Here is a 26,707-nt window from a genome sequence, read left to right on the forward strand (position 1 = left end):
AATCAACCCTGGCGCTGCTTGTGGCGCGGGTCGGTGCAAATCACACGCACCACACCTTTACGGCGGATGACCTTGCAATTACGGCAGATGGTTTTGACCGAAGCCGAAACTCTCATTTCATTCTCCTAAAACTGTTTAACGTGGCGGTCTACCGCCCGGACTCAATACTGCAACACAGCCCTACGATGTCTTGAAGTTCGCCTTCTTCAGCAGCGATTCGTACTGCTGGGACATCATGTAGTTTTGCACCTGGGCCATGAAGTCCATCGTGACGACCACGATGATCAGCAGGGAGGTACCACCGAAGTAGAACGGCACGTTGTACTTCAGGATCAGGAACTCGGGCAGCAGGCAGACGAAGGTGATGTACACCGCGCCGGCCAACGTCAGGCGAACCAGAATCTTGTCGATATAGCGAGCGGTCTGGTCACCCGGGCGAATGCCAGGAATGAATGCACCACTCTTCTTCAGGTTGTCGGCCGTTTCCTTGCTGTTGAACACGAGTGCCGTGTAGAAGAAGCAGAAGAAAACGATCGCGGCAGCATACAACAGCACGTAGATCGGCTCGCCAGGACGCAGTGCGCCGGCAACGTCCTTGATCCAGCGGAAACCGCCTTCACCGGTGCTGAACCAGCCAACCACCGTTGCGGGCAGCAGGATGATCGACGAAGCGAAGATCGGCGGAATCACACCGGCCATGTTCAGCTTCAAGGGCAGGTGCGACGATTGGCCGCCATAGACCTTGTTGCCGACCTGGCGCCGCGCATAGTTCACGAGGATCTTGCGCTGGCCGCGTTCCACGAACACCACGAAGTAGGTGACCAGCACCACGACAGCGATGATGAAGAGCGCAATGATCGGATTCATCGCACCGGTCGTCACCAGCGAAGCCAGGCCGCCGATGGCGTTGGGCAAACCGGCCGCGATACCTGCAAAGATCAGGATCGAGATGCCGTTGCCCAGGCCGCGCTCGGTGATCTGTTCGCCGAGCCACATCAGGAACATCGAACCTGCCGTCAGGCTCACCATGGCGGTCAGGCGGAAGCCGAAACCGGGGGCGATGACCAGACCGGCCGACGACTCGAGGGCCACTGCGATGCTGAACGACTGGAACAGTGCCAGACCCAGCGCGCCGTAGCGCGTGTACTGCGTGATCTTGCGGCGGCCGGCCTCGCCTTCCTTCTTCAATTGCTCGAAGGTCGGAAGCACGTAGGTCATCAGCTGCATGATGATCGACGCCGAGATGTACGGCATGATCCCCAACGCGAACACGGTGAAGCGCGACAGCGCACCGCCCGAGAACATGTTGAACAGGCTCAGAATGCCGCCCTGCTGGCCCTGGAACAACGCCGCCAGCTGGTCCGGGTTGATACCCGGCACAGGAATGTGCGCGCCAATCCGGTAGACCACGAGCGCGAGCAGCAAAAAGACGAGCCGACGACGGAGGTCGCCGAACTTGCCTGTTTTTGCGATCGTTGCCGCGTTAGTTGCCACGAAGAACTTCTTTCAGTCCGATGGTGATCAGGCGATGCTGCCGCCGGCCGCTTCGATAGCAGCCTTGGCGCCAGCCGTTGCGCCCACGCCCGTCAGCTTGACGGCCTTGGTGAGTTCACCGGTCTTGACGACCTTGACGACCTTGGCGAGCTGGCCCACGAGGCCGGCTTGCTTCAGCGCCAGGACATCCACTTCAGCCAGACCGAGCTGCTCGAGGGCAGTCAGCGTGACTTCGGCGTTGAACTTCAGCAGGTGCGACTTGAAGCCACGCTTCGGCAGGCGACGCTGCAGCGGCATTTGACCGCCTTCGAAGCCGACCTTGTGGAAACCGCCTGCGCGCGACTTCTGACCCTTGTGACCGCGGCCTGCGGTCTTGCCGATGCCGGAGCCGATACCGCGGCCGACGCGACGCTTCGCGTGCTTGGCGCCGGCTGCCGGCTTGATGCCATTGAGTTCCATATCAGTCTCTCTTACAGAACCTTGACCAGATAACTGATCTTGTTGATCATGCCGCGCACCGCCGGGGTGTCCTGCAGCTCGCTCACGCTGTTGAGCTTGCGCAGGCCGAGGCCACGCACGGTCGCGCGATGCGATTCCTTGGTGCCAATCGGGCTCTTGACCAGTTGCACCTTGAGGGTTTGTTGTTGCGTCGTCATTTGAATGCTTCCTTCAGCCTTGCGAGAGCTTGCGCTCAGGCGAAGATTTCTTCGACGGTCAGGCCGCGCTTGGCAGCCACATCGGACGCGGTCGTCGAGTTCTTCAACCCGTCGAGCGTGGCGCGAACCATGTTGTAGGGGTTCGACGAACCATGGCTCTTGGCCACGATGTCGGTGATGCCCATGACTTCGAACACGGCGCGCATCGGGCCGCCGGCGATGATGCCAGTACCCTTGGGGGCGGGGATCATGACGACCGAAGCGGCGCCATGGTGACCCGTCACGCGGTGATGCAGCGTGCCGTTCTTGATCGGAGCCTTGAACAGGTTGCGACGGGCTTCTTCCATTGCCTTCTGCACTGCAGCAGGCACTTCCTTCGACTTGCCCTTGCCCATGCCGACGCGGCCGTCGCCGTCGCCCACGACGGTGAGTGCTGCGAAACCGAGGATACGACCACCCTTCACCACCTTGGTGACGCGGTTGATCGCGATCATCTTCTCGCGCAAACCGTCTTCAGGGCCTTCGTTCTGCGTTCTTGCTTGAATCTTTGCCATTTTGAATCTCGTGTCCGGTTAGAACTGCAGACCGGCTTCGCGAGCCGCCTCGGCCAGCGCCTTGACGCGGCCGTGGTACGCAAAACCTGCGCGGTCGAAGGCGACCTTCTCGACGCCGGCAGCCTTCGCCTTTTCAGCGATGCGCTTGCCGACGGCGGTCGCAGCAGCGGCATTGCCGCCCTTGCCCGAACCGCCGAGCGAGGTACGCACTTCGGCTTCGGCCGTCGATGCGGTTGCAATCACCTTGGTGCCGTCGTCGGAGATGACGGTGGCGTAGATGTGCAGGTTGGTGCGGTTCACCGTCAGACGGGCCACGCCCTGCGTCGCGATGCGGATGCGGGTCTGGCGCGAGCGGCGAAGACGCTGTGCTTTTTTGGTCAACATCATTTTGCTGCCCCTTACTTCTTCTTGGTCTCTTTGATCACGATCTTCTCGTCCGAATAACGGATGCCCTTGCCCTTGTAAGGCTCAGGCGGACGAACAGCGCGGATCTCAGCGGCGATTTGACCAACGCGCTGACGGTCAGCACCCTTGATCACGATTTCGGTCGGGGTCGCGGTGGCCACCGTGATGCCTTGAGGCATGTCGATGTTGACCGGGTGCGAGTAACCGACTTGCAGGTTCAACTTGTTGTTGGAGGCTGCAGCCTTGTAGCCGACGCCGACCAGGTTGAGCTTCTTCTCGAAGCCCTTGGTCACGCCAACCACCATGTTGTTCACCAGCTGGCGGATCGTGCCGCTCATCGCATTCGCTTCACGCGATTCGTTGGCGGGTTCGAAATTCAGCTTGCCGTCATTGCTGACGATCTTGACCAGTGCATTGCGCGCGAGGTTGAGCGTGCCGCCCGTGCCCTTGACGCTGATCTGGTCTTCCTTGATCGACACATCCACGCCAGCGGGGATGGTGATCGGCATTTTTCCTACTCGGGACATTTCAGTGACTCCTCGATGTCTCGGTTAGGCGACGTAGCACAGAACTTCGCCGCCGACACCGGTGGCGCGCGCCTTGCGGTCGGTCATCACGCCCTGGGGGGTCGTAACGATCGCAACGCCGAGGCCGTTCTGGACTTGCGGAATGGACGAGCTTGCCTTGTAGACGCGCAGGCCGGGGCGACTCACGCGCTCGATGCGCTCGATGACCGGACGGCCAGCGTAGTACTTCAGAACAATTTCAAGTTCGCTCTTGCCGGCTTCGGTCTTGACCTGGAAGCCGTCGATGTAGCCTTCGTCCTTCAGGACTTGTGCGATCGCGACCTTCACCTTGGAAGACGGGACCGACACGGTGGGCTTCGCCACCATCTGCGCGTTACGGATACGCGTCAGCAGGTCGGCAATGGGATCACTCATGCTCATGTTGTTTGCTCCTGCCTGGCTTACCAGCTGGCCTTGGTGACACCGGGGATGTCGCCAGCGAAGGCCAGTTCACGGATCTTGGCGCGAGCCAGACCGAATTGACGGAAGGTGCCACGGGGGCGACCAGTGATTTCGCAACGGTTGCGCTGACGCGTGGGGTTCGCGTTGCGCGGGAGCTTCTGCAGGCCCAGGCGGGCAGCAGCGCGCTCTTCGTCGGTCTTCTTCACGTCGTTGGAGATCGCCTTCAGTTCCGCGTGCTTCGCAGCGAACTTGGCAACCAGCTTGTCGCGCTTGAGTTCGCGCTGGATCAGGGATTGTTTTGCCATGATTCGCCTCAGTTCTTGAACGGGAAACGGAAACCAGCGAGAAGAGCCTTGGCTTCTTCGTCGGTCTTGGCCGTCGTCGTGATGCTGATATTGAGACCGCGCAGGGCGTCGACCTTGTCGTACTCGATCTCAGGGAAAATGATCTGTTCCTTGACGCCGATGTTGTAGTTGCCACGACCGTCGAAGGCACGACCCGAAATACCGCGGAAGTCACGAACGCGCGGCAGCGCGATGGTCACGAAACGGTCCAGGAATTCATACATCTGAACGCCGCGCAGCGTGACCATGCAGCCGATCGGTTGCATTTCGCGAATCTTGAAGCCGGCAATGGCCTTCTTCGACTTGGTCACCACGGGCTTCTGGCCAGCGATCTTGGTCAGGTCGGCGACAGCGTTGTCGAGAACCTTCTTGTCGGCGACTGCTTCACCCACGCCCATGTTGAGCGTGATCTTGGTGAGGCGCGGAACCTGCATCGGCGACTTGTAGCCGAACTTTTCCGTCAGGTCTTTCGCGATCTTTTCGCGATAGTGTTGTTGGAGACGTGCCATGTGAGTACCTCTTAGGCGAACTTGATTTCGTCGCCGCTCGACTTGAAGACGCGAACAGCCACGCGCTTGCCGTCGGCACCCTGGGTGATCTTGATGCCCACGCGATCGGCCTTGCCGGTCGCGGCATTGAAGATCGCCACGTTGGATTGGTGAATGGGCATGGACTTCTCGACGATGCCACCGGTCGTACCCTTGAGCGGGTTCGGCTTGGTGTGCTTCTTGACGAGGTTCAGGCCTTCGATGACGACGTGCGAGTCATCCTTGCGCAGCGAGATGACGCCCCGCTTGCCCTTGTCACGACCGGCCAACACGATGACCTGGTCGCCTTTGCGAATCTTGTTCATGGCGTTGTTGTCCTTACAGAACTTCGGGTGCCAGCGACACGATCTTCATGAACTTCTCGGTGCGCAGTTCGCGCGTGACCGGTCCGAAGATGCGGGTGCCGATGGGCTCCAGCTTGGCGTTGAGCAGCACGGCGGCATTGCCGTCGAACTTGACGAGCGAACCGTCGGCGCGACGGATGCCCTTGGCGGTACGGACCACCACTGCACTGTAGATCTCGCCCTTCTTGACGCGACCACGTGGAGCGGCTTCCTTGATGCTGACCTTGATGACGTCGCCCACGCTGGCATAACGCCGCTTGGAGCCACCGAGCACCTTGATACACAGGACGGATTTCGCGCCCGTGTTGTCGGCCACTTCGAGCCGGGATTCAGTTTGGATCATTTCTTGATATTCCCAACTTGTACCGATGTGCCTCCAGGAGGGAGGCACCGCGGTCAGTCTTGGGCCCGTCGTCCATGCCTCGAACCACTCGAGGCACTTCCGCTTTGGGCTGAAAGCTTCGCCTTTTGAAAGCGAAGCCAGCGATTGTGGCACGCACTACTGCCGATGTCAACAACCCCATTACATCACCGCGCGCTGGTACTAGACTCCAGGCGGTGCGCGACGCCTTGAATTCCTACCTTCCCCAGCCGAAGCGTCGGCGCGTGCTGGCGGGCGCGGCCGGCCTGCTGGCGTTGGGCCTGGCCGGCTGCCAGAGTGCCGCGCCGAACCCGGACCCCGGCCGGCTGCGGCGCATCGCGGAGGCCCGCTGGGCGCACCGCTTCGATATAGAGGGCACCGTGGCCGGAGGCCTCTCGGGCATCGACTACGACCCAATCCGAGGTGAGTACCTGCTTATCAGCGATGATCGATCGGACCTCGCGCCTGTGCGCTACTACATCGCCCGATGGCCCCAGCCGCAAGCCGCGCGCCCCGAGCCCCTCGGCGTGGTGCAGCTGCAACGCCCCGGCGGCGGCCCCTGGCCCAACAGGCGCCGGGCGGTCGAGGGACTTCCGGTTCCCGACCCCGAGGCATTGCGGCTGCGGCCTGCAACCAACACCTTGCTGTGGACCAGCGAGGGCGACATCGCCCGCGGCTTCGGCCCGGCGCTGTACGAGTCGGCTCGCGACGGCCGCTTTCTGCGTGAATTCTCCCTTCCGGCCATGTTCAAGCCCGACCCCGCCCAGCGCCGCGGCCCGCGCGACAACCTGACGCTCGAAGGACTGGCCCTCACGCCCGATGGCCGCTTCGCCTGGCTCGGCATGGAAAACGCCCTGATCCAGGACGGTCCCGAGCCCACCACCGGCGCCCCAGGCGGGCCTTGCCGCTTCACCCGGATCGATCTGGAAACCGGCCAGGCCGACCGCCAGATCGCCTACGTTCCCGACGCCATCCCCCTGCGCCCGCTGATTCCCGGCAGCTACGCCGACAACGGCGTGAGCGAGATCCTGATGCTCGATGCGGACCGCATGCTGGTGCTGGAGCGCGCCTACGCCACCGGCGCCGGCAATTCGCTGCGCCTGTATGAAATCGACACCCGTGCCGCCAGCGACGTGCTTGCCATCGACGCACTGGCGCCGGGCAACCACCGGCCGGCGGCCAAGACCCTGGTGGCCGACTTCGCCGCGCTCGGCCTGTCACGCCTCGACAACACCGAGGGCATGTGCTGGGGACCACCCCTGCCCGATGGCAAGCGCATGCTGGTCGTCGTGAGCGACGACAATTTCAATCGGCTTCAAATCACCCAGTTCGCCGCCTTCGAATACGCCGACCGACCATGACCATCGCCGTGACCTTCCTGCCCCGCACCGGCCCCGCGCCGCTGCCCCCCGTCGCCTTCATCGGAGGCGGCAACATGGCCAGCGCCATCATTGGCGGCCTGATCCAGCAAGGCACCCCGGCGGATGCGTTCGAGGTGGTCGAGCCCTTCGAGGAGGCCCGCACCAAGCTGGCCCAGTCCTTCGGCATCGCCGCGAAGGCCGACGCGGGCGAGGCGCTGTCGCGCTGCGGGGTGGTGGTGTGGGCAGTCAAGCCCCAGGCCTTTGCCGAAGCAGCCCGTCCGGTGCGCGGCTTCACTGAAGACGCGCTGCACCTGAGCGTGGCCGCGGGCATCCCGTCCGACAGCATCGCCCGCTGGCTCGGAACGGAGCGCGTGGTGCGCGCCATGCCCAACACGCCGGCACTCGTGGGCAAAGGCATGACGGGCCTGTACGCCCGACCCGGCGTCGAAGGGGCCGACCGCTCGCTGGTCGGGCAGCTGCTGGCGCCGACCGGCGAGCTGATCTGGGTCGACGCCGAATCGGCACTCGACGCCGTGACCGCCATGTCAGGCTCGGGTCCGGCGTACGTCTTCTATTTCATCGAGGCGATGACCGAAGCCGGCGTCGAGATGGGCCTGACGCCCGAGCAGGCCCAGCGGCTGGCGATCGGCACCTTCACCGGCGCCTCGGCGCTGGCGCACAGCGCAACCGAACCGCCGTCGGTGCTGCGCGAGCGCGTGACCTCCAAGGGCGGCACCACGTACGCGGCCATCACCTCGCTGCAGCAGGCCGACGTGAAGGCGCAGTTCAAGACCGCGATCCGCGCCGCGCAGAAGCGCGCCGCCGAACTGGGCGAGGAATTCGGCCGCGGCTGATTTCAGGCCGGCGGCAGCGCGCCGGGCCCGAGGAAGAACAGCCACTCGGCGGCCAGCGTGACGGTGCCGTCTTCCAGCTCGAGCAGCACCTCCTCCTTCACCATGAAGCTGTCGCCGGGCTTGGGCGTCACGTCCACGATGCGCACGCGCGCCCGGAAGCGCGCGCCCACCGGCATCGGCCGCACGAAGCGCAGGCGGTCGAAGCCGTAGTTCAGCGCGTAATTCGAATCGAAGGGCAGCAGCGTGCGCATGGCCTCGCCGGTCAGCCGGACCAGGTGCGAGACCTGGAAGAAGCCTTGCACGATAGTGCCGCCGTAGTCCGCCTCGCGCGCCGCGCGCTCGGGATCGAGATGGATCCACTCGCCTTCGCCGTCGCCCGACAGCTCCGAATAGCGCTGGACCATCTCCTGCGTGATGAAGTGCCATCCGGAGAAGCCCTCCTGGCCGATCTTTCGCTTCAACTGTTCCAGCATGCGGGCACTCTCAGCGGACGGCGTAGCCGGCCACGACGCCGGCGAACACCGTGAAGCCCAGCCAATGGTTCAGGCGGAAGGCCTTGAAGCAGCCCTCGCGCGTGCGCTCGCGGATCAGCCGCCAGTGCCACAGCGCCTGCACCGCGGCCACGGCGATGCCGGCGTAGAACAGCGTGCCCAGCGAGTTGCTCGCGCCGGCCCAGGTCCAGACCGCGAGGAAGATCGCGTAGCTCGCCATCACCGCCGCCACATCGAAGCGGCCGAAGGTGATGGCTGAGGTCTTCATGCCGATCTTGAGGTCGTCGTCGCGGTCGACCATCGCGTACTCGGTGTCGTAGGCCAGCACCCAGAACAGGTTGCCCGCCAGCAGCCACGCGGCGAAGACCGGCACGGTGGACTGCACCGCCGCGAAGGCCATCGGAATGCCGAAGCTGAAGGCAATGCCCAGCACCGCCTGCGGGACCGAGACGAAGCGCTTGGCAAACGGGTAGATCAGCGTGATGGCCAATGCCGCGAACGACCACAGCACCGTCGTGCGGTTGGTCGTGAGCACCAGCCCGAAGGCCGCCAGCGCCAGCACCACGCCCAGCCCCAGCGCCTCCTTGACCGACATCGCGCCGCTGGTGACGGGCCGCTGCGCCGTGCGCTTCACATGGCGGTCGAAGTCGCGGTCGGCCACGTCGTTGACGCAGCAGCCCGCGCTGCGCATGAGGAAGGTGCCGAGCGTGAATACCACCAGCAGGTGCCAGCCGGGCCAGCCGCCCGCCGCGAACCAGAGCGCGCCCAGCGTGGGCCACAGCAGCAGCAGCCAACCCGCCGGACGGTTCCAGCGGATCAGGTCGAGGTACAACGCAAAACGCCCGCGAGGAGGCGCGGGCGCGGTGGTGGGGGGAGCGGACTCAGTCTTCAAGGAGCGAACGCAGCATCCAGGCCGTCTGATCGTGCACCGTGCAGCGCGCGGTCAGCATGTCGGCCGTCGGGTCGTCGCCTGCTTCTTCGGCGACGGGAATGAATTCGCGCGCGATGCGCGACACGGTTTCGTGGCCCTTCACCAGGATGCGCACCATCTCCATCGCCTTGGGCGGGGTCTGCGGCACGTCGGGCACGGTGGCGATCTTGCTGAACTCGGCGTACGAGCCCGGCGCATAGTGGCCCAGCGCGCGGATGCGCTCGGCCAGCACGTCGGTCGCGCCCCACAGCTCGGTGTACTGGCCCATGAACATCGCATGCAGCGAGTTGAAGTGCGGGCCGGTCACGTTCCAGTGGAAATTGTGCGTGGTGAGGTAGAGCGTGTAGGTGTCGGCCAGCACGCGGCTCAGGCCTTCGGCGATGGCGGCGCGGTCCTGGCGCTCGATGCCGATGTTGATGATCGGCGCATTGCGGCTGCCCGACTCCTGCGCGACCACCGTGCCGCCCTTCTTGGGCACCTTGCCGGCGGAGGAGGCGGACGACGATTTCTTCGAGGCTTTGGCCATGGCGGGAAGTCTTTCTTCAAATTGGGAGGAGTGGACACCCCGATTCTGAAAGCCGGCATGCGGCTTCGCAACAGCGCCACTCTATCTCAGCGATCAACGATTCAGAACGGCCGGCGCGCAGGCCGACCCCGCAAATGCTGCTACGAAAGGCGCTTCACGCCCGGCAGCTCGCAGGCATAGATCGCGTTGCGCAGCGCCGCGATCGCCTCGTAGCGCGTGAAGGTGCGCCGCCATGCGAGCACCACGCGGCGCGTGGGCGGGTCGCGGTCCTGCGCGTCGCGCACCGGCAGGTAGCGCACCATCTGCTCGAGTTCCTTGCGGCCCTTGAGCTTGGGCTTGAGTGCATCGGCAGGCACCGACAGGCGCGGCACCAGCGTCACGCCCATGCCCGAGGCCACCATGTGCTTGATGGTCTCCAGCGACGAGCCTTCGAAGCTCTTGCGGATGCCCTCAGCGTTGCTGGAGAAGCGCGCGAACTCCGGGCACACCTCCAGCACGTGGTCGCGAAAGCAGTGGCCGGTGCCCAGCAGCAGCATGGTCTCGCTCTGCAGCTCTTCCGAGGTGATCGATTCGCGGTCGGCCAACTTGTGCTTGTTGGGCAGAGCCGCCATGAAGGGCTCGTCGTACAGCGGCGCCATCGCGAGGCCGGTGTCGGGAAAGGGCTCGGCCATGATGGCGCAGTCGATCTCGCCGGCGCGCAGCATCTCGAGCAGCTTGACGGTGAAGTTCTCCTGCAGCACCAGCGGCATCTGCGGCGTGCGCGCGATCACCTGCCGCACGAGGTCGGGCAGCAGGTATGGCCCGATGGTGTAGATCACGCCCAGGTTCAGCGGACCGGCCAGCGGGTCTTTGCCGCGCTTGGCGATCTCCTTGATGCTGGCCGCCTGGTCGAGCACGCTCTGGGCCTGCTGCACGATCTGCTCGCCGAGCGGCGTGACGGTCACTTCGCCGGCGCTGCGCTCGAAGAGCTTGACTTCGAGCTCGTCCTCGAGCTTCTTGATGGCGACCGACAGGGTCGGCTGGGAAACGTAGCAGGCCTCGGCCGCCTTGCCGAAGTGCCGTTCGCGGGCCACTGCGACGATGTATTTGAGTTCGGTGAGAGTCATAGCTTGCGTCAATTATGCGCAAGGGTTTGTGACCCGACCGTATAGGGTTTTAGGAGCGCTCATCACGAGTCCCCTTCAAGCGGATATGGTCGACGAGATCAAGGGATTGGCCTTGCTGCTTGCCTCCCCCGCTTCTGTCATTCCTGTCGATGGGGCACCACCGCGCGGTAGAGGCCCCTTCGACGGGAAACCGCTACTTCAAGGCAGCACCGCTTCCCGCGAGGTACTGCGCTGAAAGACGCGCGAACTGACCGCCATCCGTGCTGATCGAGGTCTGGTGGCTGCCTCCTGCGCTGAAGACGATCCCGAAGGTGTGCATATCGCCGTATTCCTGGGTATTGCGCAGCATGTAGTCGACGTGGTTGTCGCGGTAGTGCTGGTCGGTGCCGCCGGGCGTGTCGGAAGGCACGCCCATCGGTGTCTGCCACCACAGCATCGGCAGGCCGTTGCCCAGCGCCGCGCGGTAGTCCGAATACTGCTTCTGCGAATCGTGGAAGTTCGGGCTGGTCTTGTTGCTCGCGTCCCAATAGAACGGAGCGCTTCCGTTCTGGCATTCCGCAGGCGGCGATGCGGCTTCCCTGCAGCCCGCGTCACGGTCGCTGGTCTGGGCGACGATGAAGTCCGCCTGGTTCGCCCCGGCCGTGCGCATCTGGGCGGCAATCTCCGCAGGCGTACCGCTCCAGAAGGCGGGCGGGAATCCGAGCAGCGCCTTGGGCGCGACCTTCCGGCCCATCTGCACGAAGCACTGGCCGAGACCCGCGACGGTGTTCGGCAGCGTGCTGCATTCCGGCTGGCCGCTCACGGCGGCGGCCATCTTCGTCAGATCGCGACCAGGCGCCTGCGACGCGGCGAAGCCCCAGAAGTCCGGCTCTACATTGACCAGGGCAGGTTTGCCCCATTCCGCGATGCGCTGGTACATCAGCCGGACCTGCCCCCAGTACTTGTCCATGAAGGTCGCATCGCTGATGCCGCTCAGATTGCCCTCGCCGTTCGCCGTCATCTGGTAGAGCGTGAACATGGGAACCGCACCATAAGCCTCGGCGGCTTGCGCGGAGAAGGTGACGTAGGCCCCATCGGGACTGTTCCACGTGGGCCACGACCCCGCGCCGACGCCCACCAGATAGCGCTCCACGATGTCAGGGTGAATGTCCTGGCTCTTCATGTCGTCGATGGAAGTGGCGCCCAAGCCAACCAGCACGCGAGAGGGCTTGCCAAGCTTCGCGACCAGGGCGGCCGACGCCGCAACGGGTGCAGCGTCGCCGCCCGGGTTGCCCGTAGTGCCACCACCGGTCTGAGTACCACCGCCAGTCGTGCCGCCACCGCCAGTCGTGCTGCCACCGCTGCCTTGGCTGCCGCTCTGGCCGGCATTGGATGGACCGCCGCTGCCGGACTGACCTGTCGGGCTGCCGACCAGCGCAACGCCGGCTCCGCTACCGCCCCCGCCTCCGCCGCCACAGCCGAAAAGCAGCAGCGAAGTCATCAGTGCGCAAGCGCATCGTCGAGAAGCAAAGTTCATGGGAAAGTCTGTTTAGGTGGAAGAATGCCCCGGCGCGCCCAGGAACGCGCGCGCGGGTCGGTTGTCGGTTGCGCCGCGCGGCTATCCGGCAGCCGTCAGCGGGCGAGGTCCGCGATGAAGGCCGCGTCCTGCGCGCCGCTGTAGATGCGGAAGTCCTGCATGCGGCCCTTGAAGTACGGATCGCCGCCATACTGCGAACGGCCCAGCCAGGTCCGGGTGGTGTTGCCCAGCTGGAAGGGATTGACCCAGATGCCGTCCGCGGTGGCGACCTGCGCGCCGTCCATGTAGAGCGTGCCCACGGTGCCCGACAGCGTGACCGCCAGGTGCACCCAGCGCCCGGTGGGCGTCTCGCCGCCGGCTACCGACTCTTCCTTCCAGAACTGATTGCGCGAGGCTGAAAAGCGCAGCTGTTTGTTCTGGTCGCGCAGGATCAGGATCATGTAGGCCACGTCGTTGGAACCGAAGTCGAAAACGCGCGCGATGACCGAGGCCGTATCCCAATAGACCCACACCGCGATCGTGAAATCGCCCAGGCCCGACACGGCCCCGTCGGGCAGCTGGACGTGGCCGCTGCGGCCGTCAAGCTGCACGGCGCTTCCGCCGTTGCGTCCTTCGCCCCAGCTCGTGCCGCCCTTCAATTGCGCATGCAGGCCGCGGCCGCTGGCATCGTTGGCATCGCCGCTGAGCGGCAGGTGCAGCCACAGTTCGCCGGGGACCGCCACGCGCAAGGTATCCGCACCGGTCATCTCCCCGGCGTCGGTCACCGCGTCAATCCGGTAGTACCAGGTGCCCTGGCCAGGGTCGTCGGTGTAGGTGCGCGGCTCGGTGACCGGCGCGAGGGTCGTGAAGGGACCGTTCGGCGAGGCCGCGCGCTGCACGAGGTACTGCGAAGCGCCTGCGGTGCCCCACCACGACAGCTGCACCTTTCCATCGTTAAGGAACGCGCTCAGCCCGCTGGGCCTGGCGGCAGGGACCGGATCGCGCGCATAGAGGAGTGTGCCGATGCCCGGCTGGTCGCCGCCGTCGACGCGCTCGGGCCGGATCTTGTCGAGCATCGCCTTACTCCAGGGTGCCGAGAGTCCCTTGCGGCTCACATAGTGGCTGTAGATGAGGTCCCAGTTGGGCCGCAGGCTGTTCGTGCCCGCAGCAGCGGTCCCCGATCCGTGGACGCCCTCGTAGGGGGCGAACGGCATCGTGTACAGCGCGTTGCCATTGGCATCCGCGAGGTTCGTCTTGGCCACGTACTCCGCGCCGGCCAGCAGCCGGTTGTTCCAGTAGCCGAAGAGGTCCTCGCCCTGGTTCCAGGCCATTTGACACAACATGCCGGCCAACGAGATGCCGAGGGTCGAGTGGCCCTGGTCGCGATGGCTCTCCTGCCATTGCCCCAGATAGCCGGGATGCACGTGGTAGACGTTGTTGGCGCTCGCGCCGTTGCCGCGGCCGCTTTTGTAATAGTTGCTCGCTTCGGCGACCAGGTCGGGCCGGTCGCAGAACACACCGATCGCGTAGACGGCGCAGATGTTGGCCAGGTCCCAGTTGGCCCAGTAGTGGGTGACCTTCCTGATCTCCGTGCCGTTGTGGTTGATCAGGAAGTCGTGGGCCTTCGGGTAGAACACGTTCAGCAGCATGGCCTGGAAGCGCGCGACGTCTTCCTTCGCCCAGCCGGAATAGGTCCGCATTAGTTCCGCGGCGTTGGCCCACTGGTTGCCGTAAAGGCCCGAGGCCAGGTAGACGTTCGAGTTGCCGCCCAGCTCGGTCAAGGTCGAAGACCATGCGTTGAGGAACTCCACCGCCTTCTTCGCGTAGCTCTCGTCGTTCGAGATCTTCCAGCGCAATGCGAGGTGAAGGGCGCGCACCATGTCGCCGATCATCTGCCAATAGTTCTCGCCGTCCACACCCCGCGTCACCAACGCCAAGGGGCGCGGCTTCGCATCGAGGTTCGTGTTGTTCGTCTTGAGCATCATGTTCAAGCCGCCCACCCAGGGCTCCGCATTGGCGGCTAGCTTGTTGCGGATGCGCTGCAGGTCGTCTTCAGTGACGAGCAGGCCGGGGTGCACGATCTTGCGTACTGCGGGCTCGGGGGTGGTCGGCTCGGCCGCAGGGGTTTCGGGGGTATTGGGGGAATCGACACCGGCGACCGCAGCAGGTGTCAGCTGCGGCGGCGTCTGCTGTGCGGCCGCCCCACCTATGGGCGAGAAGCTGCTGCCCCCGCTTCCTCCGCCGCAGGCCGTCGTTCCCAGTGCCAGCGCACTCGCCGTACCAAGGAAGAAGGTGCGTCGATCCAGCAGAAAGTCACTCTTGTCATCTCTCATGAATGTGTCATCTCTCGTGAGTGTGTAAAAAAGTAATTCCGCAATCTGCATGCCACTCGCCCCGATCGCTCGATGCGATCGAATTGGTAAATCCGATGGATGCATTGCGCGCGGCGCGAGCGACATGCAACGACAGGAAGTGACATTCGTTGTCACCTGCGATGCGCGCAAGGCCACTGAATGTCATCGCTCGCCGTCTTGCTCGTGCATGTTCGACCGGCACGATCAGCGGCTTCGCCATGCAGCGCTCGGACGCGAGCTCGCACGACGACACGCGCCTGCCACACTGCACGCGTCGATTGCATCGCCAGCTCGATCAGGTTGCGGAGTTCACTCCCAAGTTCGCGCAGGGCTCGACTCGCGCCGGCGCCTGCTTGTCTGAGGAAAGAGCCGATCCTGAAGCCGGACCGGACTGGCTCAAGGGAACCTCCATCGGGCGACTAGTGTGGCCTACAAGATGAAGAAATCGCCCGCCGGATTGCCTCTGAAAATGAGCGGCTGAATTTCATTTTCAGAATGACGCATGCGCCGGTTCGCAAATGCATCGCCGCGGCACGGTGCGACACCCTCTTCAATGAACCGCGACCGCACTGGGTCGATATGCATTGGTGGGCTCTTTCGTTATTCCATCGATTGCATCAATAGCCTCAAATAATGCAATTCACTTGGCGTTCGATGCGCCGCACACTCCGTTCCCAGTCCTGCTGCCGCTGGGTGCAGCAAACCAAGGAGACACGAGAGTGGACGTACATCCGGATCAGTTGCAGTCATGGATCGGGCGCAGCGAGCGCCTCGAGGACACCATCCATCCCACGCCCGTGGCGGCCTTGACGGCGACGCTCGACCACCCGGCCGCACCGATGCTGGCCGGCACGGCGCTGCCGCCTCTGTGGCACTGGCTCTACTTCCTGCCCATGCACCGCCAAAGCGAGATCGGCGCCGACGGCCACGCCAGGCGCGGCGGGTTCCTGCCGCCGGTGCCGCTGCCCCGTCGCATGTGGGCCGGCAGCCAGTTCGAGTTCCGCGCGCCGATCCGCGTGGGTGACCGGGTCGCGCGCACCTCGACCATCGACGACGTCACGCTGAAGGAAGGCCGCACCGGCAAGCTCGTGTTCGTCAAGGTGCGCCACGAGATCCGCTGCAACGGCGAGGCCACGCCCGCGCTGGTCGAGTTTCACGACATCGTCTATCGCGAGGCCCAGGCGCCTGGCGACGTGCCCCCTCCTCCGCAGGCTGCGCCCACGGACGCGGCGTGGCGCCGGCAGATCGTTCCCGACGACGTGCTGCTGTTCCGCTATTCGGCGCTCACCTTCAACGGCCACCGCATCCACTACGACCGCCAGTACGTCACGCAGGTCGAGGGCTACCCCGGCCTGATCGTGCACGGTCCGCTGATCGCCACGCTGCTGATGGACCTGCTGCGCCGCCCGCTGCCTGATGCAGACGTGGCGAGCTTCCGCTTCAAGGCCGTGCGGCCCACCTTCGACCTCGACGCCTTCCACGTCAGCGGCCAGCCGCAGGCCGACGGCAAGACCATCCGGCTCTGGGCCTCGGACCACGAGGGCTGGCTGACGATGGACGCCACCGCCGTCCTGCGCTGACTCGTTTCGCAACGCAGAAGGAAACACGCCATGCAGCCACTCAAGGGCATCACCGTCGTCACGCTGGAGCACGCGATCGCGGCTCCCTTCGCCACCCGCCAGCTCGCCGATCTCGGCGCACGCGTCATCAAGATCGAGCGTCCCGGCTCGGGCGACTTCGCCCGCGGCTACGACGAGCGGGTCCGCGGCCTGGCGTCGCATTTCGTCTGGACCAACCGCTCCAAGGAGAGCCTCACGCTCGACGTGAAGCATCCCGAGGCCGCCCGCGTGCTCGAGCGCCTGGTCATGGAAAAGGCCGACGTGGTCGTGCAGAACCTGGCACCCGGCGCGGCTGCGCGCCTGGGCCTGGGCTTCGACCGGCTTTCGCGCGCCAAGCCAGGACTCATCATGTGCGACATCTCCGGCTACGGCGACGATCCCGAGCGCCCCGGGCCGTACCGCGACAAGAAGGCCTACGACCTGCTGATCCAGAGCGAAGCCGGCTTCGTCTCCGTCACCGGCACGCCCGAGGAGCCCTGTAAGGCGGGCCCCTCGATCGCGGACATCGCCGCGGGCATGTACGCCTACAGCAACATCCTCGCCGCGCTGCTGCAGCGCGGCCAGACCGGCAGGGGCCAGCGCATCGACATCTCGATGCTGGAGTCGCTGGCGGAGTGGAACAGCTACCCGCTCTACTACGCCTTCGAAGGCGCGGAGCCGCCGCCGCGCACCGGCGCCAGCCACGCGACCATCTACCCGTACGGCCCATTCCCGGCCGGCGACGGCACCACCGTGATGCTGGGCCTGCAAAACGAGCGCGAGTGGGCAAGCTTCTGCGACAAGGTGCTGCAACAGCCCGAGCTCGCGAAAGACCCGCGGTTCACCGCCAACTTCAAGCGCGTGGCGCAAAGGGCCGCACTGCGCGAGATCATCGTCGAGGCTTTCGCCTCGCTCAGCGGCAGGCAGGTGGTCGAGCGGCTGGAACTCGCGCAGATCGCCAACGCCCAGGTCAACACGATGAAGGAGGTCTGGGCCCATCCGCAGCTGCAGGCGCGCGGCCGCTGGAGCGAAGTGGCGACGGCGAAGGGCCCCGTGCCCGCGATGCTGCCGCCCGGCACCTGGGACACCGGTCCGCGCATGGACCCGGTGCCTGCGCTCGGCGAGCACACCGATGCGATCCTCGCGGAACTTGGCTACGGCGATGCCGAGATCGCCGCCCTGCGCGCGTCGAACGCCGTCTGAAGGCCGCACCATGTCTGGTGAACATAGGCATTCCGCCCGCACCTACCTCTTCGTGCCCGGCACGCATCCGGATCGCTTCGGCAAGGCGCTGGCCAGCGGCGCCGACCGGATCGTGCTCGATCTCGAGGACGCCGTCGCCCCTGCCGACAAGGCCGATGCGCGCGCCATCGTCGTGACGTGGCTGCAGGGTGTGAGCCCTGCCGACAGGTCGCGCACCGTGGTGCGCATCAACGACGCCGGCTCGCCGTGGTTCGCTGCCGACCTCGCCGCGCTGGGCGACGCGGCAGCGGCCGAGGTGCTCTTGCCCAAGGCCGAATCGGCCGCGCAGATCGCCCGCGTGCGTGCCGCGCTGCCTGGCGCGGCCGTCCTCGCCCTCATCGAGAGTGCCCAGGGCGTGGCGCAGGTGGAATCCATCGCGGCCGCCGGCGTGCAACGCCTGGTGTTCGGCACGCTCGACTTCGCGCTCGACCTCGACATGGACATCGCGACGGACGCGCGCGGCCTCGCCTACGCGGCCAGCCGCATCGCCATCGCCTCTCGCGTGGCGAGCCTGCCCGCGCCGGTGGCGGGTGTCACGCCGCAGCTGGACGACAAGACTCGCCTCCTGTCGGATCTTGCCGAAGCGCGGCAGACGGGCTTCGGCGCCAAGCTGTGCATCCATCCGCGCCAGGTGCAGCCGATCCACGCGGCCCTGCAGCCGAGCACGCAGGCGCTGGACTGGGCGCGGCGCCGCCGGGCGCCGCGCGGCTGGACGGCCGCATGGTCGACCGGCCCGTGGTGCTGCAGGCGCAACGCACGCTGGCGCTGGCCCGCGACTGATTTCATTCACCCACCTCCATCGCAGAAGGAGACAAAGCACCATGGCTTCCACCATCATCGATTCGCGGATATTCGGCGACATGTTCAGCGACGCGCGCATGCGCGAAGTCTGGTCCGACGAGAACCGGACCGCGAAGTACCTCGACATCGAGCGCGCCCTTGCCAAGGTCCAGGGCGAGCTCGGCATCATTCCTAAGGAAGCGGCCGACGAGATCGTCCGGAACTGCAACCTCTCGCAGATCGACTGGGCCAAGCTGAAGGCCAAGACAGAGCAGATCGGCTATCCCATCATCGCGGTGGTCAACCAGATCAACGCCAACTGCCGGGACAAGCTCGGCGAGTACTGCCACTGGGGCGCGACCACGCAGGACATCACCGACACGGCTGCGGTGCTGCAGATGCGCGAAGGGCTCGCCCTCGTCGAGCAGGACCTCGACGAGATCGGAGACGCCCTCGCGGCCCTGGCGCGCAAGTACCGCGACACGCCGGTCATCGGCCGCTCGAACCTGCAGCAGGCCACGCCCATCACCTTCGGCTACAAGATGGCCAGCATCCTGGCCGGCATCGACCGCCATCGCGAGCGCCTGCAGCAGCTCAAGCCACGCGTGCTGATGGGCGAGTTCGGCGGCGCATCGGGCACGCTCTCCTCGCTGGAGAAGGGCGCGATGGAAACCCAGGCAGGGCTGATGAAGGAGCTCGGCCTCGCCCAGCCGCTGATCTCATGGCACACGGTGCGCGACACCGTCGCGGAGGTCGGCGCATTCCTCGGGCTGGTCGGCGGTTCGCTCGGCAAGATCGCGATGGACGTCAAGCTGATGATGCAGACCGAAGTGGCCGAGGTGTTCGAGCCCTTCGCGCCGGGCCGCGGCTCGTCGTCGACCATGCCGCAGAAGCGCAACCCCATCTCCTGCCTCTACATCCACGCCAACATCTCGGTGGCCCGCCAGCACGCCGCCGCCTTGATGGACGCGATGGTGGCGGACCACGAGCGCTCCACCGGCCCCTGGGAGATCGAGTGGGTGTCGCTGCCCGAGATCTTCTGCCTGATGTCGGGCGCCCTGAAGCAGACAAGGTTCATCCTGAAGGGCCTGGAGGTCGACTCCACGCGCATGCGCGCGAACATCGACATCACCAACGGCCTGGTGATGTCCGAGGCCGTGATGATGGGCCTGGGTCCCTACATCGGCCGCGAGTACGCGCACGACCTGGTGTACGACCTGTGCCGCCAGGCGATCGCCGAGAACCGGCCACTGATCGAGATCCTTGCCGCGCACACCGAGATCGGCAGGCACGTGACGCGCGCGCAGCTCGAGGCCATGTGCGAGCCGGCCAACCACCTCGGCCAGGCCGGCGTCATGGTCGACCGCGTGCTGGCCGCGCGCGGCTGAGCGCCGCCCTCGCCTTCTTCACCGCAGCAGACGGAGCCGGCGCAGACCGGCATGCATTCGTGCGCCCCCACCCCGGAGACAAGGTCATGAACATCCGCAAGCTCTCGAAACTTCTCTATGTGCAGGTTCTCGTCGGCCTGATCCTCGGCATCGCGGTGGGCCACTACTGGCCCGAGTTCGGCGCCGCGCTCAAGCCGCTGGGCGACGGCTTCGTCAAGCTGGTCAAGATGATGATCGCCCCGGTGGTGTTCTGCACCATCGTGAGCGGCATCACCTCGCTGGGCGACTCCAAGGAAATCGGCAAGACCCTGCTCAAGGCGATGGGGCTCTTCTATGCGCTGACGGTCCTTGCGCTCCTCACCGGCCTGGTCACCGTGTTCCTGCTGCAGCCGGGCGCCGGAATGCACATCGACCCCAGGAACCTCGACGCCTCGGTCGCCACGCGCTTCGCGAACCAGGTCCACATCCACGGGTTCACCGACTTCGTGATGCACATCATCCCCAACGCCTTCGTCGGCGCGTTCGCCGAGGGCGAGGTGCTGCCGGTGCTGCTGCTAGCGGTGCTCTGCGGATTCGGGCTCACCCGCATAGGAAGTTCCGCCAGGCCCGTGCTCGACGGCATCGACGGGTTCTCCCACATGCTCTTCGCGGCCTTCGGCATCATCATGCGGCTCGCGCCGATCGGCGCCTTCGGTGCGATGGCCTTCACCGTGGGCCGCTACGGCATCAAGTCGATCGGATCGCTCGGCCTGCTGATCGGGACTTTCTATGCCGCCTGCGTCTTCTTCGTCGTCGTGATCCTCGGCGCGCTCGCGCGCCTGCACGGCTTCAAGCTGTGGCAGCTGCTGCGCTACATCAGAGAAGAGCTGCTGGTGGTGCTGGGCACCTCATCGAGCGAGCCGGTGCTTCCGCGGCTCCTGCAGAAGCTCGAACGGCTCGGCTGCAAGAAGGGCGTGGTCGGTCTGGTGCTGCCGACCGGCTATTCGTTCAACCTCGACGGCACGGCGATCTACCTCACGCTGGCGTCGATGTTCATCGCCCAGGCCTGCGACATCCACCTGTCGTGGATGCAGATCGGCTCGATGCTGGGCATCATGCTGCTCACCTCCAAGGGCGCGGCGGGCGTGACGGGCAGCGGCTTCGTCGCGCTGGTGGCCACGCTCACAGTCATGCCCGACCTGCCCGTGGCCGGCGTCGCGCTGATCGTCGGAATCGACCGCTTCATGTCCGAGGCGCGCGCACTCACCAGCACCATCAGCAACGCGGTGGCCTGCATCGTGGTCTCCATCTGGGAGAAGGCGTGCGACCGGGAGGTGCTGCAGCGCGAGCTGGCCGCGAACTACGCCAGGACCGAGCACGAGCTCGAAGAAGGCCCGAAGGACTTCGCCGCGCCGCTGGGGCACGCCGGCCCGACGCCCTGATCGCCCAGCCGGCCGGCGGGCCTCAGGCGCGCGTGCCCTCGGCCTTTGCAGTCTCCGCGCGGCGGCCTCCCGACTTGCCGCGCTTCGCCTTCATCTCGGAGAAGAAGGCGTAGAGCTGCTGCGCAGCCGGGGAAAGGCTTCGCCCCTTGCGCCGGATGAGGCCGATCGTGCGGGTGATGGCGGGGTCGTGGAGCGGAACGCTCACCAGCAGCGGATGGTCTGCGTCCGGCATCGCGATCGAAGGGACCGCGGCGACCCCGAGACCCGCCTCGACGAGACCGAGCATCGTCGTCACATGCTGGGTCTCGTAGATGCTCTGCGGGCGGCCGGCCACCCCCGAGAGCGCCTGGTCCAGCAGCAGGCGATTGCCGGACGCCTTGCTCACCGAGATGTAGTCGTACTGCGCCAGCTCGGTCCAGCTCACTCGGCGCTTCTTCGCGATCGGATGGTCGCGCCTGCAGGCCGCGACGAAGCGCTCTTCCAGCAGCGGCCTGAACTCGATGTCCGGCTCCTGTCCGCCCACGAAGTTGAGCCCGAAGTCGGCCTCCCCGCTCGATACGGTCGCCAGCACCTCGTTCGCGCTCGCGTCGAGTACCTTGACCCGGATCTTCGGGTAGCGCTCGTGGTAGCGCGAGATCACCTGCGACAGGAAGTAGTAGACCGTCGAAGGCACGCAGGCGATCTTGACCTCGCCCATGCGCGTGGCCGCGACGCCGCGGATGCCCAGCAGCGTGTGGTCGAGGTCGTCCAGCAACTGCTGCACCTTGCGGTCGAATTCGCGCCCTACGGAGGTCAGGTTCACGCGGCGCGTGGTGCGATCGAGCAGCTTCACGCCCAGCGCTTCCTCCAGCTTCTCGATGCGGCGGCTGAACGCAGGCTGCGAGACGTGCAGCGCCTCGGCGGCCTTGCGAAAGCTGTTGAGTTCCGCCACCGCGCGGAACGCCTGCAGGTCGTTGAGATTGAAGTTGATGGCCATGGCTGTGCTCCGACTCAATCTGATTGATAGACAGTGTGCATCAATCGATCTTAAACATGCAATTTACAGAACACAGGCCCCGGAAGAACATGCGCACCAGGGCCACGCAAGAGCTTTTCGAGCATTCAGAAATCCACCGGAGCAGACAAATTGAAGACCCAGAACATTCGCCTCCTCGGCACCGTCGCGCTGGCGGCATCGCTCGCCTGCGCAAGCGCGGCGGCCGCCTTTCCTGAAAAGCAGATCACGCTGATCGTGCCGACGGCCGCGGGCGGCGCCAACGACGCCATGGCGCGCGTCGTCGGCCAGGCCATGTCAGCCATCCTCAAGCAGCCCGTCATCGTCGACAACAAGGCGGGCGCCAACGGTGCCATTGCCAGCGAGTACGTGATGCGCGCGGCGCCCGACGGCTATACGCTCATGCTCGGCTACATCGCAACGCACGCGATGAACCCGGCGCTGCAGAAACTTCGCTACGACCCGGTCAAGGACTTCGAACCCGTCGGCATGGTGGGATCGTCGGCCACCGTGATGGTGGTCAATGCAGCCGTCAAGGCCGGCACCGCGACGGAACTCGTGACGATGCTCAAGGCCGCACCGGACAAGACGAGCTATGCCTCGGCCGGCAACGGCACTGCTCCGCACTTCGCTGCCGAGATGTTCAAGCTCTCGACGGGCACCAGCATGCTGCACGTTCCCTACAAGGGCTCCGCGCCGGCCATCACCGACACCATCGCCGGCCAGACGCAGGTGATGTTCCCCAGCCTTTTCACGGCCGTCCCCTATGTCAAGGCCGGCAAACTGAGGGCGCTGGGCGTCGCCGGGGTCAAGCGCTCGGCGCTCATGCCGGACGTCCCCACGCTGCAGGAGCAGGGCATCGCGGACGTCGACATCTCCCAGTGGTACGGCATCTTCGCGCCGGCGAAGACGCCCGCGCCCGTCATCGCGCAGCTCAACAAGGTCCTGAACGAAGTGCTCGCCGACAAGAGCGTGATCAAGCGCCTGGAGGACCACGGCGCCGAGGTCTCGACCATGACCCCCGAGCAGATGCGCACCTACGTGGCGCAGGAGCAGGTCAAGTGGAAGAAGGTGGTCCAGGCCGCCAGGATCAGCGCGGACTGAAGATGAACAGGTCGATTCCCTGCGTGCTGATGCGCGCCGGCACCTCGCGCGGGCCGTTCTTCCTGCGCGAATGGCTGCCGGACGGCGACGAGGCGCGCGACCAGGCGCTCATCGGCGCGATAGGCGCATCCGACCCGCTCCAGCTCGACGGCGTGGGCGGCGGAAGCACCCTGAACAGCAAGGTGGCCATCGTCTCGCGTTCGTCGCGGCCTGAATGCGACGTCGACTACCTGTTCGCGCAGGTGGGCGTCGGGCATCGCTCGGTGGACACGCGGCCGAACTGCGGCAACATGCTATCGGGCGTCGCGCCTTTCGCGATCGAGCAGGGCCTGGTGCCGGCCAGGAACGGCACCACCCTCGTTCGCGTGCACAACGTCAACACCGGCTCGCGCATCGACGTGACGGTGCACACCCCTGGCGGTCGCGTGACGTACGAAGGCGATGCGCGCATCGACGGGGTGGCGGGCACGGCGGCGCCGATCCTGCTGAACTTCCTGGACGCCTGGGGCGCGGTCACGGGCCAGGTCTTCCCGACCGGCAGGCGCATCGACACGATCGACGGCGTGGAGGTGACCTGCATCGACGCCGCCATGCCGTTGATGATCGTGCGCGCCAGCGACCTGGGCCTCACCGGGCGCGAGAAGCCCGCCGCGCTCGACGCCAACATCGGACTGCTCGAGCGCCTCGAGACGCTGCGACTGGAGGCGGGCCGCAGGATGGGCCTGGGCGACGTGTCTGACAGCGTCGTGCCAAAGCCGGTGCTCGTGAGCGCGGGCGATACGGACGACAGCATCACCTCGCGCTACTTCACGCCGCGCAAGTGCCACGCCTCGCATGCAGTGACGGGCGCCATCGGCGTCGCGAGCGCCTTCGCGCTGCCGGGAACGGTCGCCAGCGGCGTCGCGCGCGCCGCCGGAACCCACAGGCTGGTCGTGCTGCATCCGGCGGGGCAGATCGACATCGAGGTCGAGCTCAAGGGCACCGGCGACACCGCCGCGGTGGATCGCGCCGCGCTCCTGCGCACGGCGCGCAAGATCATGCAGGGCGAGATGTACCTGCCCGACTACGTGTTCTCGCGGCCGCAGCCGCAGGCCGCGAGCACTTCCCGGTTCCCGCACAAGGCGCTGACGATCATCGTGCCCACGCGCGCAGGCGGCGGCAACGACACGATGGCCCGCATCATCGCGGCGAAGCTCGGGCCGCTGCTCGGCCAGGATATCCTGGTCGACAACCGCGCCGGAGCCAACGGAGCCATCGCCAGCGAGTACGTGGCCAGGGCAACGCCGGACGGCCACACGCTGATGTTCGGCTATGTCGGCACCCACGCGATGAATCCCGCACTGCAGAGGCTGGACTACGATCCGGTCGCCGACTTCGAACCCGTCGGGCTTGTCGGTTCTTCCTCGACCTTGATGGTCACTCACCCGGGCGGAGGAATACTGGACGCGCACCAGTTGGTCGCGCAGTTGAAGAAAACGCCTCGCAGCCTGAGCTACGCATCCGCCGGCGACGGGACGCCGCCGCATTTCGCTGCCGAGCTCTTTCAGCTCAGCAGCGGGACTTCGACGGCCAGCACGACCTACGAGGGTGCAGCACCTGCAATCGCGGAAGTGGTCGAAGGCCGCTCGCAGATCATGTTCCCCAGCTTGTTCACGGCGTATCCGTTCATCCGGACGGGTCAGCTGCGTGCCTTGGCTGTGGCAGGCCCGAAGCGCCTTGACGCTCTTCCTGACGTGCCGACACTCGCGGAACTGGGCATCGCGGGAGTGGATGTCGTCCAATGGTATGGGCTGTTTGCTCCGGCCGGCACGCCTCCTTCAGCCATCGAGCGCCTCAATCAAGCTCTCAACAAGGTGCTGACCGATCCGGAAGTTGTCCAACGCTTTGAAAGCCATGGAGCGCTGGCCGAACCGGGCAGATCCGACGCGCTCGCACAAAGGATGCAATCGGATCTGGCGCGCTGGCGTCGGGTCGTGAGCCAGGCCGGCATTGCGCCGAAGGAGCAGCGTCAGTTCGCCCTGGACTGACGCATCGCCGTTACGGACAAGCGCCCGAGCTCGGCGACGAGCACCTTCAACCGTGTCGTGGCGATTCGGATCTACTGCGGCAGCTCGCCCGCCGGGCGCTCCAGCCATTTCATCGACAACTTGTCCAGTTCGCCGTTCTTCTTCGCCTCGTCGATGATGCCGTTCACCCTCAGCCGCAATGAATCCTCACCCTTGGCCACCCCGATGTAGTTCGGGCTCTCTTTCAACAGCAGCTTGTAGGTGATGCCGAGCGAGGGATTGCTGCTCATGACGGTGTTCGCGACGGATGCCCCCGTGGCGATCAATTGGGCCTGTCCGGACACGAAGGCCGCGACGGTTCTGGTGTTGTCGTCGAAGCGCCTGATATCAGCACCCGCTGGCGCAACCTTGTTGAGTTCCTGGTCTTCGACCGAGCCGCGCGTGACTGCGATCGACTTCCCCGACAGGTCGGCGAAGTTCTTGATGCTCAAGGTCTTCGCACCGAAGATGGCTTGATAGAAAGGCGAATACGCGGCGGCAAAGTCGATCTGCTTCTCGCGATCCGGATTCTTGCCCAAGGTGGCGATGACCAATGCAGCTTTTCTTTTCTGCAGATATGGAATGCGATTGGCACTGGTCACGGGTATCAGGTCGACCTCCACACCGAGCTTGGCCCCGATGTAGTTGGCCATGTCGATGTCCAGGCCATGCATCTTGAAGTCCCGGTCCATGGATCCATAAGGCGGGAAATCAGGAGGCACCCCGATTGCGATCTTCTTGTTCTTCAGGATGGTGTCCAACGCGCTTTGCGCATGGACTGCGCCGGTTGCCATGAGACCGCTGAGCGCGAGTCCCAGAACGATTTGCAATCTGCTGAATTTCATGATTCCTGAACAAAGAAGAGTAGTTGTGGGTTTGATCTCGAGCGCACGCCTGGTCGCCAAAAGGCCGTGCCATCCCCGAGCCGCATGAATCATGCCAGTGGTATACAAGGCTCATGCACCCATGTCGAAAACAAATGTGGTGCGCAAGATGCGAGCCGCCCCGATTCGGGGACCGTCGCCCCATATTGGGCAGCACCACGCCGATGCAGGGCGAATGCCCTCATGCCTTGGTGGCGTCGCGGTCCTCGGCCACGAGGGACCGCGGCCGCATGCCGATCCAGTTCGCCTCGATGAAAGCGCTGCAGGCCGCCCTGTCGGTCGCGGCCAGCGCAATCTCCCAGCCGGTGGGCACTGCAATGAAGCTCGGCCACAGCGAGTGCTGCCCTTCTTCATTGACCAGCACGAGGAAGGTGGCGTTCTTGTCGTCAAACGGATTGCTCGATGCAACAACTGCGTCAGCGGCGAGTAGGGTTTTCATCACTGCCCAAGCCGGCTCGC

Annotated in this window: 31 protein-coding genes; 9 read left to right on the forward strand and 22 right to left on the reverse strand. The window is 65.4% G+C overall.

Annotation, left to right across the window (positions count from 1 at the left end; all coding sequences use genetic code 11):
* Window positions 1–2: 2 nt before the first annotated feature.
* The 12 genes from rpmJ to rplN all read right to left on the reverse strand — a co-directional run bounded on the left by rpmJ (window position 3) and on the right by rplN (window position 5,656).
* Window positions 3–116: a 50S ribosomal protein L36 gene (gene rpmJ, locus ACEN9N_RS23120; RefSeq protein WP_013544106.1), complete on the reverse strand. Its 114-nt coding sequence runs from the start codon at window positions 114–116 to the stop codon at window positions 3–5.
* Window positions 117–180: 64 nt separating this feature from the next.
* Window positions 181–1,494: a preprotein translocase subunit SecY gene (gene secY, locus ACEN9N_RS23125; protein ID WP_009124822.1), complete on the reverse strand. Its 1,314-nt coding sequence runs from the start codon at window positions 1,492–1,494 to the stop codon at window positions 181–183.
* A 27-nt stretch (window positions 1,495–1,521) separates the two neighbouring features.
* The gene (gene rplO / locus ACEN9N_RS23130; protein WP_009124820.1) at window positions 1,522–1,953 is read right to left on the reverse strand and encodes a 50S ribosomal protein L15; all 432 of its coding nucleotides are present in this window, start codon (window positions 1,951–1,953) and stop codon (window positions 1,522–1,524) included.
* Window positions 1,954–1,964: 11 nt separating this feature from the next.
* On the reverse strand, window positions 1,965–2,150 hold the full coding sequence (gene rpmD / locus ACEN9N_RS23135) for a 50S ribosomal protein L30 (protein ID WP_009124818.1): 186 nt from the start codon (window positions 2,148–2,150) through the stop codon (window positions 1,965–1,967).
* Window positions 2,151–2,185: 35 nt separating this feature from the next.
* Window positions 2,186–2,704 (reverse strand): 30S ribosomal protein S5, encoded by a 519-nt coding sequence (gene rpsE, locus ACEN9N_RS23140; RefSeq protein WP_009124813.1) that lies wholly within the window; start codon window positions 2,702–2,704, stop codon window positions 2,186–2,188.
* Between the two features lie 18 nt (window positions 2,705–2,722).
* Window positions 2,723–3,088, reverse strand: coding sequence for a 50S ribosomal protein L18 (rplR, locus tag ACEN9N_RS23145; RefSeq protein WP_042672913.1), 366 nt, complete (start codon window positions 3,086–3,088; stop codon window positions 2,723–2,725).
* 14 nt (window positions 3,089–3,102) lie between these two features.
* A complete protein-coding gene (gene rplF / locus ACEN9N_RS23150; RefSeq protein ID WP_009124809.1) occupies window positions 3,103–3,636 on the reverse strand; it encodes a 50S ribosomal protein L6 in 534 nt (177 codons plus the stop codon).
* Between the two features lie 24 nt (window positions 3,637–3,660).
* Complete coding sequence (gene rpsH / locus ACEN9N_RS23155; RefSeq protein WP_009124808.1) at window positions 3,661–4,056, reverse strand: 30S ribosomal protein S8; 396 nt, start codon at window positions 4,054–4,056, stop codon at window positions 3,661–3,663.
* 20 nt (window positions 4,057–4,076) lie between these two features.
* On the reverse strand, window positions 4,077–4,382 hold the full coding sequence (gene rpsN, locus ACEN9N_RS23160) for a 30S ribosomal protein S14 (protein WP_009124806.1): 306 nt from the start codon (window positions 4,380–4,382) through the stop codon (window positions 4,077–4,079).
* An 8-nt stretch (window positions 4,383–4,390) separates the two neighbouring features.
* Complete coding sequence (gene rplE, locus ACEN9N_RS23165) at window positions 4,391–4,930, reverse strand: 50S ribosomal protein L5 (RefSeq protein WP_009124804.1); 540 nt, start codon at window positions 4,928–4,930, stop codon at window positions 4,391–4,393.
* Window positions 4,931–4,941: 11 nt separating this feature from the next.
* On the reverse strand, window positions 4,942–5,274 hold the full coding sequence (rplX, locus tag ACEN9N_RS23170) for a 50S ribosomal protein L24 (RefSeq protein ID WP_009124803.1): 333 nt from the start codon (window positions 5,272–5,274) through the stop codon (window positions 4,942–4,944).
* A gap of 13 nt (window positions 5,275–5,287) precedes the next feature.
* Window positions 5,288–5,656, reverse strand: coding sequence for a 50S ribosomal protein L14 (rplN, locus tag ACEN9N_RS23175; protein WP_009124801.1), 369 nt, complete (start codon window positions 5,654–5,656; stop codon window positions 5,288–5,290).
* A gap of 227 nt (window positions 5,657–5,883) precedes the next feature.
* On the opposite strand from rplN, the gene ACEN9N_RS23180 reads away from it, so the two are divergent.
* Both ACEN9N_RS23180 and proC read left to right on the forward strand, forming a co-directional pair.
* Entirely contained in the window at window positions 5,884–7,035 is a 1,152-nt protein-coding gene (locus ACEN9N_RS23180) for an esterase-like activity of phytase family protein (protein ID WP_495654611.1), read from the forward strand.
* Entirely contained in the window at window positions 7,032–7,889 is an 858-nt protein-coding gene (gene proC / locus ACEN9N_RS23185; protein ID WP_009124798.1) for a pyrroline-5-carboxylate reductase, read from the forward strand. The genes ACEN9N_RS23180 and proC overlap by 4 nt, the downstream gene beginning before the upstream one ends.
* Window positions 7,890–7,891: 2 nt before the next feature.
* Here the strand turns inward: proC and ACEN9N_RS23190 are convergent, their stop codons facing one another.
* From ACEN9N_RS23190 to ACEN9N_RS23220, 7 genes are all read right to left on the reverse strand, one after another.
* On the reverse strand, window positions 7,892–8,362 hold the full coding sequence (locus ACEN9N_RS23190; RefSeq protein WP_413331880.1) for a MaoC/PaaZ C-terminal domain-containing protein: 471 nt from the start codon (window positions 8,360–8,362) through the stop codon (window positions 7,892–7,894).
* A 10-nt stretch (window positions 8,363–8,372) separates the two neighbouring features.
* Window positions 8,373–9,272 (reverse strand): 4-hydroxybenzoate octaprenyltransferase, encoded by a 900-nt coding sequence (gene ubiA / locus ACEN9N_RS23195; protein WP_495654612.1) that lies wholly within the window; start codon window positions 9,270–9,272, stop codon window positions 8,373–8,375.
* Entirely contained in the window at window positions 9,262–9,837 is a 576-nt protein-coding gene (locus ACEN9N_RS23200) for a Dps family protein (RefSeq protein WP_009124795.1), read from the reverse strand. Before ACEN9N_RS23200 ends, ubiA begins: the two co-directional genes overlap by 11 nt.
* Before the next feature lie 140 nt (window positions 9,838–9,977).
* Complete coding sequence (locus ACEN9N_RS23205; protein WP_009124794.1) at window positions 9,978–10,943, reverse strand: LysR substrate-binding domain-containing protein; 966 nt, start codon at window positions 10,941–10,943, stop codon at window positions 9,978–9,980.
* Between the two features lie 193 nt (window positions 10,944–11,136).
* Window positions 11,137–12,459 carry a hypothetical protein gene (locus tag ACEN9N_RS23210; RefSeq protein ID WP_495654613.1) on the reverse strand — a complete coding sequence of 441 codons (1,323 nt, stop codon included), beginning with the start codon at window positions 12,457–12,459 and terminating at the stop codon, window positions 11,137–11,139.
* 95 nt (window positions 12,460–12,554) lie between these two features.
* On the reverse strand, window positions 12,555–14,771 hold the full coding sequence (locus ACEN9N_RS23215) for a LamG-like jellyroll fold domain-containing protein (protein WP_495654614.1): 2,217 nt from the start codon (window positions 14,769–14,771) through the stop codon (window positions 12,555–12,557).
* A 7-nt stretch (window positions 14,772–14,778) separates the two neighbouring features.
* Window positions 14,779–15,012 carry a hypothetical protein gene (locus ACEN9N_RS23220; RefSeq protein WP_413316455.1) on the reverse strand — a complete coding sequence of 78 codons (234 nt, stop codon included), beginning with the start codon at window positions 15,010–15,012 and terminating at the stop codon, window positions 14,779–14,781.
* 499 nt (window positions 15,013–15,511) lie between these two features.
* Between ACEN9N_RS23220 and ACEN9N_RS23225 the strand changes: the two genes are divergently transcribed.
* From ACEN9N_RS23225 to dctA, 5 genes are all read left to right on the forward strand, one after another.
* On the forward strand, window positions 15,512–16,372 hold the full coding sequence (locus ACEN9N_RS23225) for an HTD2 family dehydratase (protein ID WP_495654615.1): 861 nt from the start codon (window positions 15,512–15,514) through the stop codon (window positions 16,370–16,372).
* Between the two features lie 30 nt (window positions 16,373–16,402).
* A complete protein-coding gene (locus tag ACEN9N_RS23230; protein ID WP_495654616.1) occupies window positions 16,403–17,593 on the forward strand; it encodes a CaiB/BaiF CoA transferase family protein in 1,191 nt (396 codons plus the stop codon).
* Window positions 17,594–17,603: 10 nt separating this feature from the next.
* Window positions 17,604–18,608: an HpcH/HpaI aldolase/citrate lyase family protein gene (locus ACEN9N_RS23235; RefSeq protein WP_495654617.1), complete on the forward strand. Its 1,005-nt coding sequence runs from the start codon at window positions 17,604–17,606 to the stop codon at window positions 18,606–18,608.
* On the forward strand, window positions 18,493–19,800 hold the full coding sequence (locus ACEN9N_RS23240) for a class-II fumarase/aspartase family protein (protein WP_495656413.1): 1,308 nt from the start codon (window positions 18,493–18,495) through the stop codon (window positions 19,798–19,800). The genes ACEN9N_RS23235 and ACEN9N_RS23240 overlap by 116 nt, the downstream gene beginning before the upstream one ends.
* 86 nt (window positions 19,801–19,886) lie before the next feature.
* A complete protein-coding gene (gene dctA, locus ACEN9N_RS23245; protein ID WP_413316391.1) occupies window positions 19,887–21,221 on the forward strand; it encodes a C4-dicarboxylate transporter DctA in 1,335 nt (444 codons plus the stop codon).
* 22 nt (window positions 21,222–21,243) lie between these two features.
* Here dctA and ACEN9N_RS23250 read toward each other — a convergent pair whose 3' ends face one another.
* A complete protein-coding gene (locus ACEN9N_RS23250; protein WP_413316393.1) occupies window positions 21,244–22,197 on the reverse strand; it encodes a LysR family transcriptional regulator in 954 nt (317 codons plus the stop codon).
* Window positions 22,198–22,347: 150 nt separating this feature from the next.
* On the opposite strand from ACEN9N_RS23250, the gene ACEN9N_RS23255 reads away from it, so the two are divergent.
* Together ACEN9N_RS23255 and ACEN9N_RS23260 are read left to right on the forward strand one after the other, a co-directional pair.
* The gene (locus tag ACEN9N_RS23255) at window positions 22,348–23,319 is read left to right on the forward strand and encodes a tripartite tricarboxylate transporter substrate binding protein (protein ID WP_495654618.1); all 972 of its coding nucleotides are present in this window, start codon (window positions 22,348–22,350) and stop codon (window positions 23,317–23,319) included.
* Window positions 23,320–23,321: 2 nt separating this feature from the next.
* Window positions 23,322–25,346: a 4-oxalomesaconate tautomerase gene (locus ACEN9N_RS23260; protein ID WP_495654619.1), complete on the forward strand. Its 2,025-nt coding sequence runs from the start codon at window positions 23,322–23,324 to the stop codon at window positions 25,344–25,346.
* Between the two features lie 71 nt (window positions 25,347–25,417).
* Here ACEN9N_RS23260 and ACEN9N_RS23265 read toward each other — a convergent pair whose 3' ends face one another.
* Entirely contained in the window at window positions 25,418–26,209 is a 792-nt protein-coding gene (locus ACEN9N_RS23265; RefSeq protein WP_413314009.1) for a transporter substrate-binding domain-containing protein, read from the reverse strand.
* Between the two features lie 220 nt (window positions 26,210–26,429).
* Window positions 26,430–26,687 carry an MbtH family protein gene (locus tag ACEN9N_RS23270; protein ID WP_413314010.1) on the reverse strand — a complete coding sequence of 86 codons (258 nt, stop codon included), beginning with the start codon at window positions 26,685–26,687 and terminating at the stop codon, window positions 26,430–26,432.
* Window positions 26,688–26,707 lie beyond the last annotated feature (20 nt).

The sequence above is a fragment of the Variovorax sp. Varisp46 genome (genome assembly GCF_059491885.1).

Bases quoted from the DNA above. Each gene is read 5' to 3' on its own strand.
- ACEN9N_RS23270 (WP_413314010.1), bottom strand. From the start codon at position 26,687: ATGAAAACCCTACTCGCCGCTGACGCAGTTGTTGCATCGAGCAATCCG.
- rplN (WP_009124801.1), bottom strand. From the start codon at position 5,656: ATGATCCAAACTGAATCCCGGCTCGAAGTGGCCGACAACACGGGCGCG.
- rpsE (WP_009124813.1), bottom strand. From the start codon at position 2,704: ATGGCAAAGATTCAAGCAAGAACGCAGAACGAAGGCCCTGAAGACGGT.
- dctA (WP_413316391.1), top strand. From the start codon at position 19,887: ATGAACATCCGCAAGCTCTCGAAACTTCTCTATGTGCAGGTTCTCGTC.
- proC (WP_009124798.1), top strand. From the start codon at position 7,032: ATGACCATCGCCGTGACCTTCCTGCCCCGCACCGGCCCCGCGCCGCTG.
- ACEN9N_RS23190 (WP_413331880.1), bottom strand. From the start codon at position 8,362: ATGCTGGAACAGTTGAAGCGAAAGATCGGCCAGGAGGGCTTCTCCGGA.
- ACEN9N_RS23230 (WP_495654616.1), top strand. From the start codon at position 16,403: ATGCAGCCACTCAAGGGCATCACCGTCGTCACGCTGGAGCACGCGATC.
- rplX (WP_009124803.1), bottom strand. From the start codon at position 5,274: ATGAACAAGATTCGCAAAGGCGACCAGGTCATCGTGTTGGCCGGTCGT.
- rpsN (WP_009124806.1), bottom strand. From the start codon at position 4,382: ATGGCAAAACAATCCCTGATCCAGCGCGAACTCAAGCGCGACAAGCTG.
- ACEN9N_RS23250 (WP_413316393.1), bottom strand. From the start codon at position 22,197: ATGGCCATCAACTTCAATCTCAACGACCTGCAGGCGTTCCGCGCGGTG.
- rpsH (WP_009124808.1), bottom strand. From the start codon at position 4,056: ATGAGCATGAGTGATCCCATTGCCGACCTGCTGACGCGTATCCGTAAC.
- ACEN9N_RS23205 (WP_009124794.1), bottom strand. From the start codon at position 10,943: ATGACTCTCACCGAACTCAAATACATCGTCGCAGTGGCCCGCGAACGG.
- rpmJ (WP_013544106.1), bottom strand. From the start codon at position 116: ATGAGAGTTTCGGCTTCGGTCAAAACCATCTGCCGTAATTGCAAGGTC.
- rplR (WP_042672913.1), bottom strand. From the start codon at position 3,088: ATGTTGACCAAAAAAGCACAGCGTCTTCGCCGCTCGCGCCAGACCCGC.
- rpmD (WP_009124818.1), bottom strand. From the start codon at position 2,150: ATGACGACGCAACAACAAACCCTCAAGGTGCAACTGGTCAAGAGCCCG.
- ACEN9N_RS23200 (WP_009124795.1), bottom strand. From the start codon at position 9,837: ATGGCCAAAGCCTCGAAGAAATCGTCGTCCGCCTCCTCCGCCGGCAAG.
- ACEN9N_RS23210 (WP_495654613.1), bottom strand. From the start codon at position 12,459: ATGAACTTTGCTTCTCGACGATGCGCTTGCGCACTGATGACTTCGCTG.
- ACEN9N_RS23265 (WP_413314009.1), bottom strand. From the start codon at position 26,209: ATGAAATTCAGCAGATTGCAAATCGTTCTGGGACTCGCGCTCAGCGGT.
- ACEN9N_RS23260 (WP_495654619.1), top strand. From the start codon at position 23,322: ATGAACAGGTCGATTCCCTGCGTGCTGATGCGCGCCGGCACCTCGCGC.
- rplF (WP_009124809.1), bottom strand. From the start codon at position 3,636: ATGTCCCGAGTAGGAAAAATGCCGATCACCATCCCCGCTGGCGTGGAT.
- ACEN9N_RS23220 (WP_413316455.1), bottom strand. From the start codon at position 15,012: ATGGCGAAGCCGCTGATCGTGCCGGTCGAACATGCACGAGCAAGACGG.
- ACEN9N_RS23235 (WP_495654617.1), top strand. From the start codon at position 17,604: ATGTCTGGTGAACATAGGCATTCCGCCCGCACCTACCTCTTCGTGCCC.
- ACEN9N_RS23240 (WP_495656413.1), top strand. From the start codon at position 18,493: ATGTTCAGCGACGCGCGCATGCGCGAAGTCTGGTCCGACGAGAACCGG.
- ACEN9N_RS23215 (WP_495654614.1), bottom strand. From the start codon at position 14,771: ATGAGAGATGACAAGAGTGACTTTCTGCTGGATCGACGCACCTTCTTC.
- rplE (WP_009124804.1), bottom strand. From the start codon at position 4,930: ATGGCACGTCTCCAACAACACTATCGCGAAAAGATCGCGAAAGACCTG.
- rplO (WP_009124820.1), bottom strand. From the start codon at position 1,953: ATGGAACTCAATGGCATCAAGCCGGCAGCCGGCGCCAAGCACGCGAAG.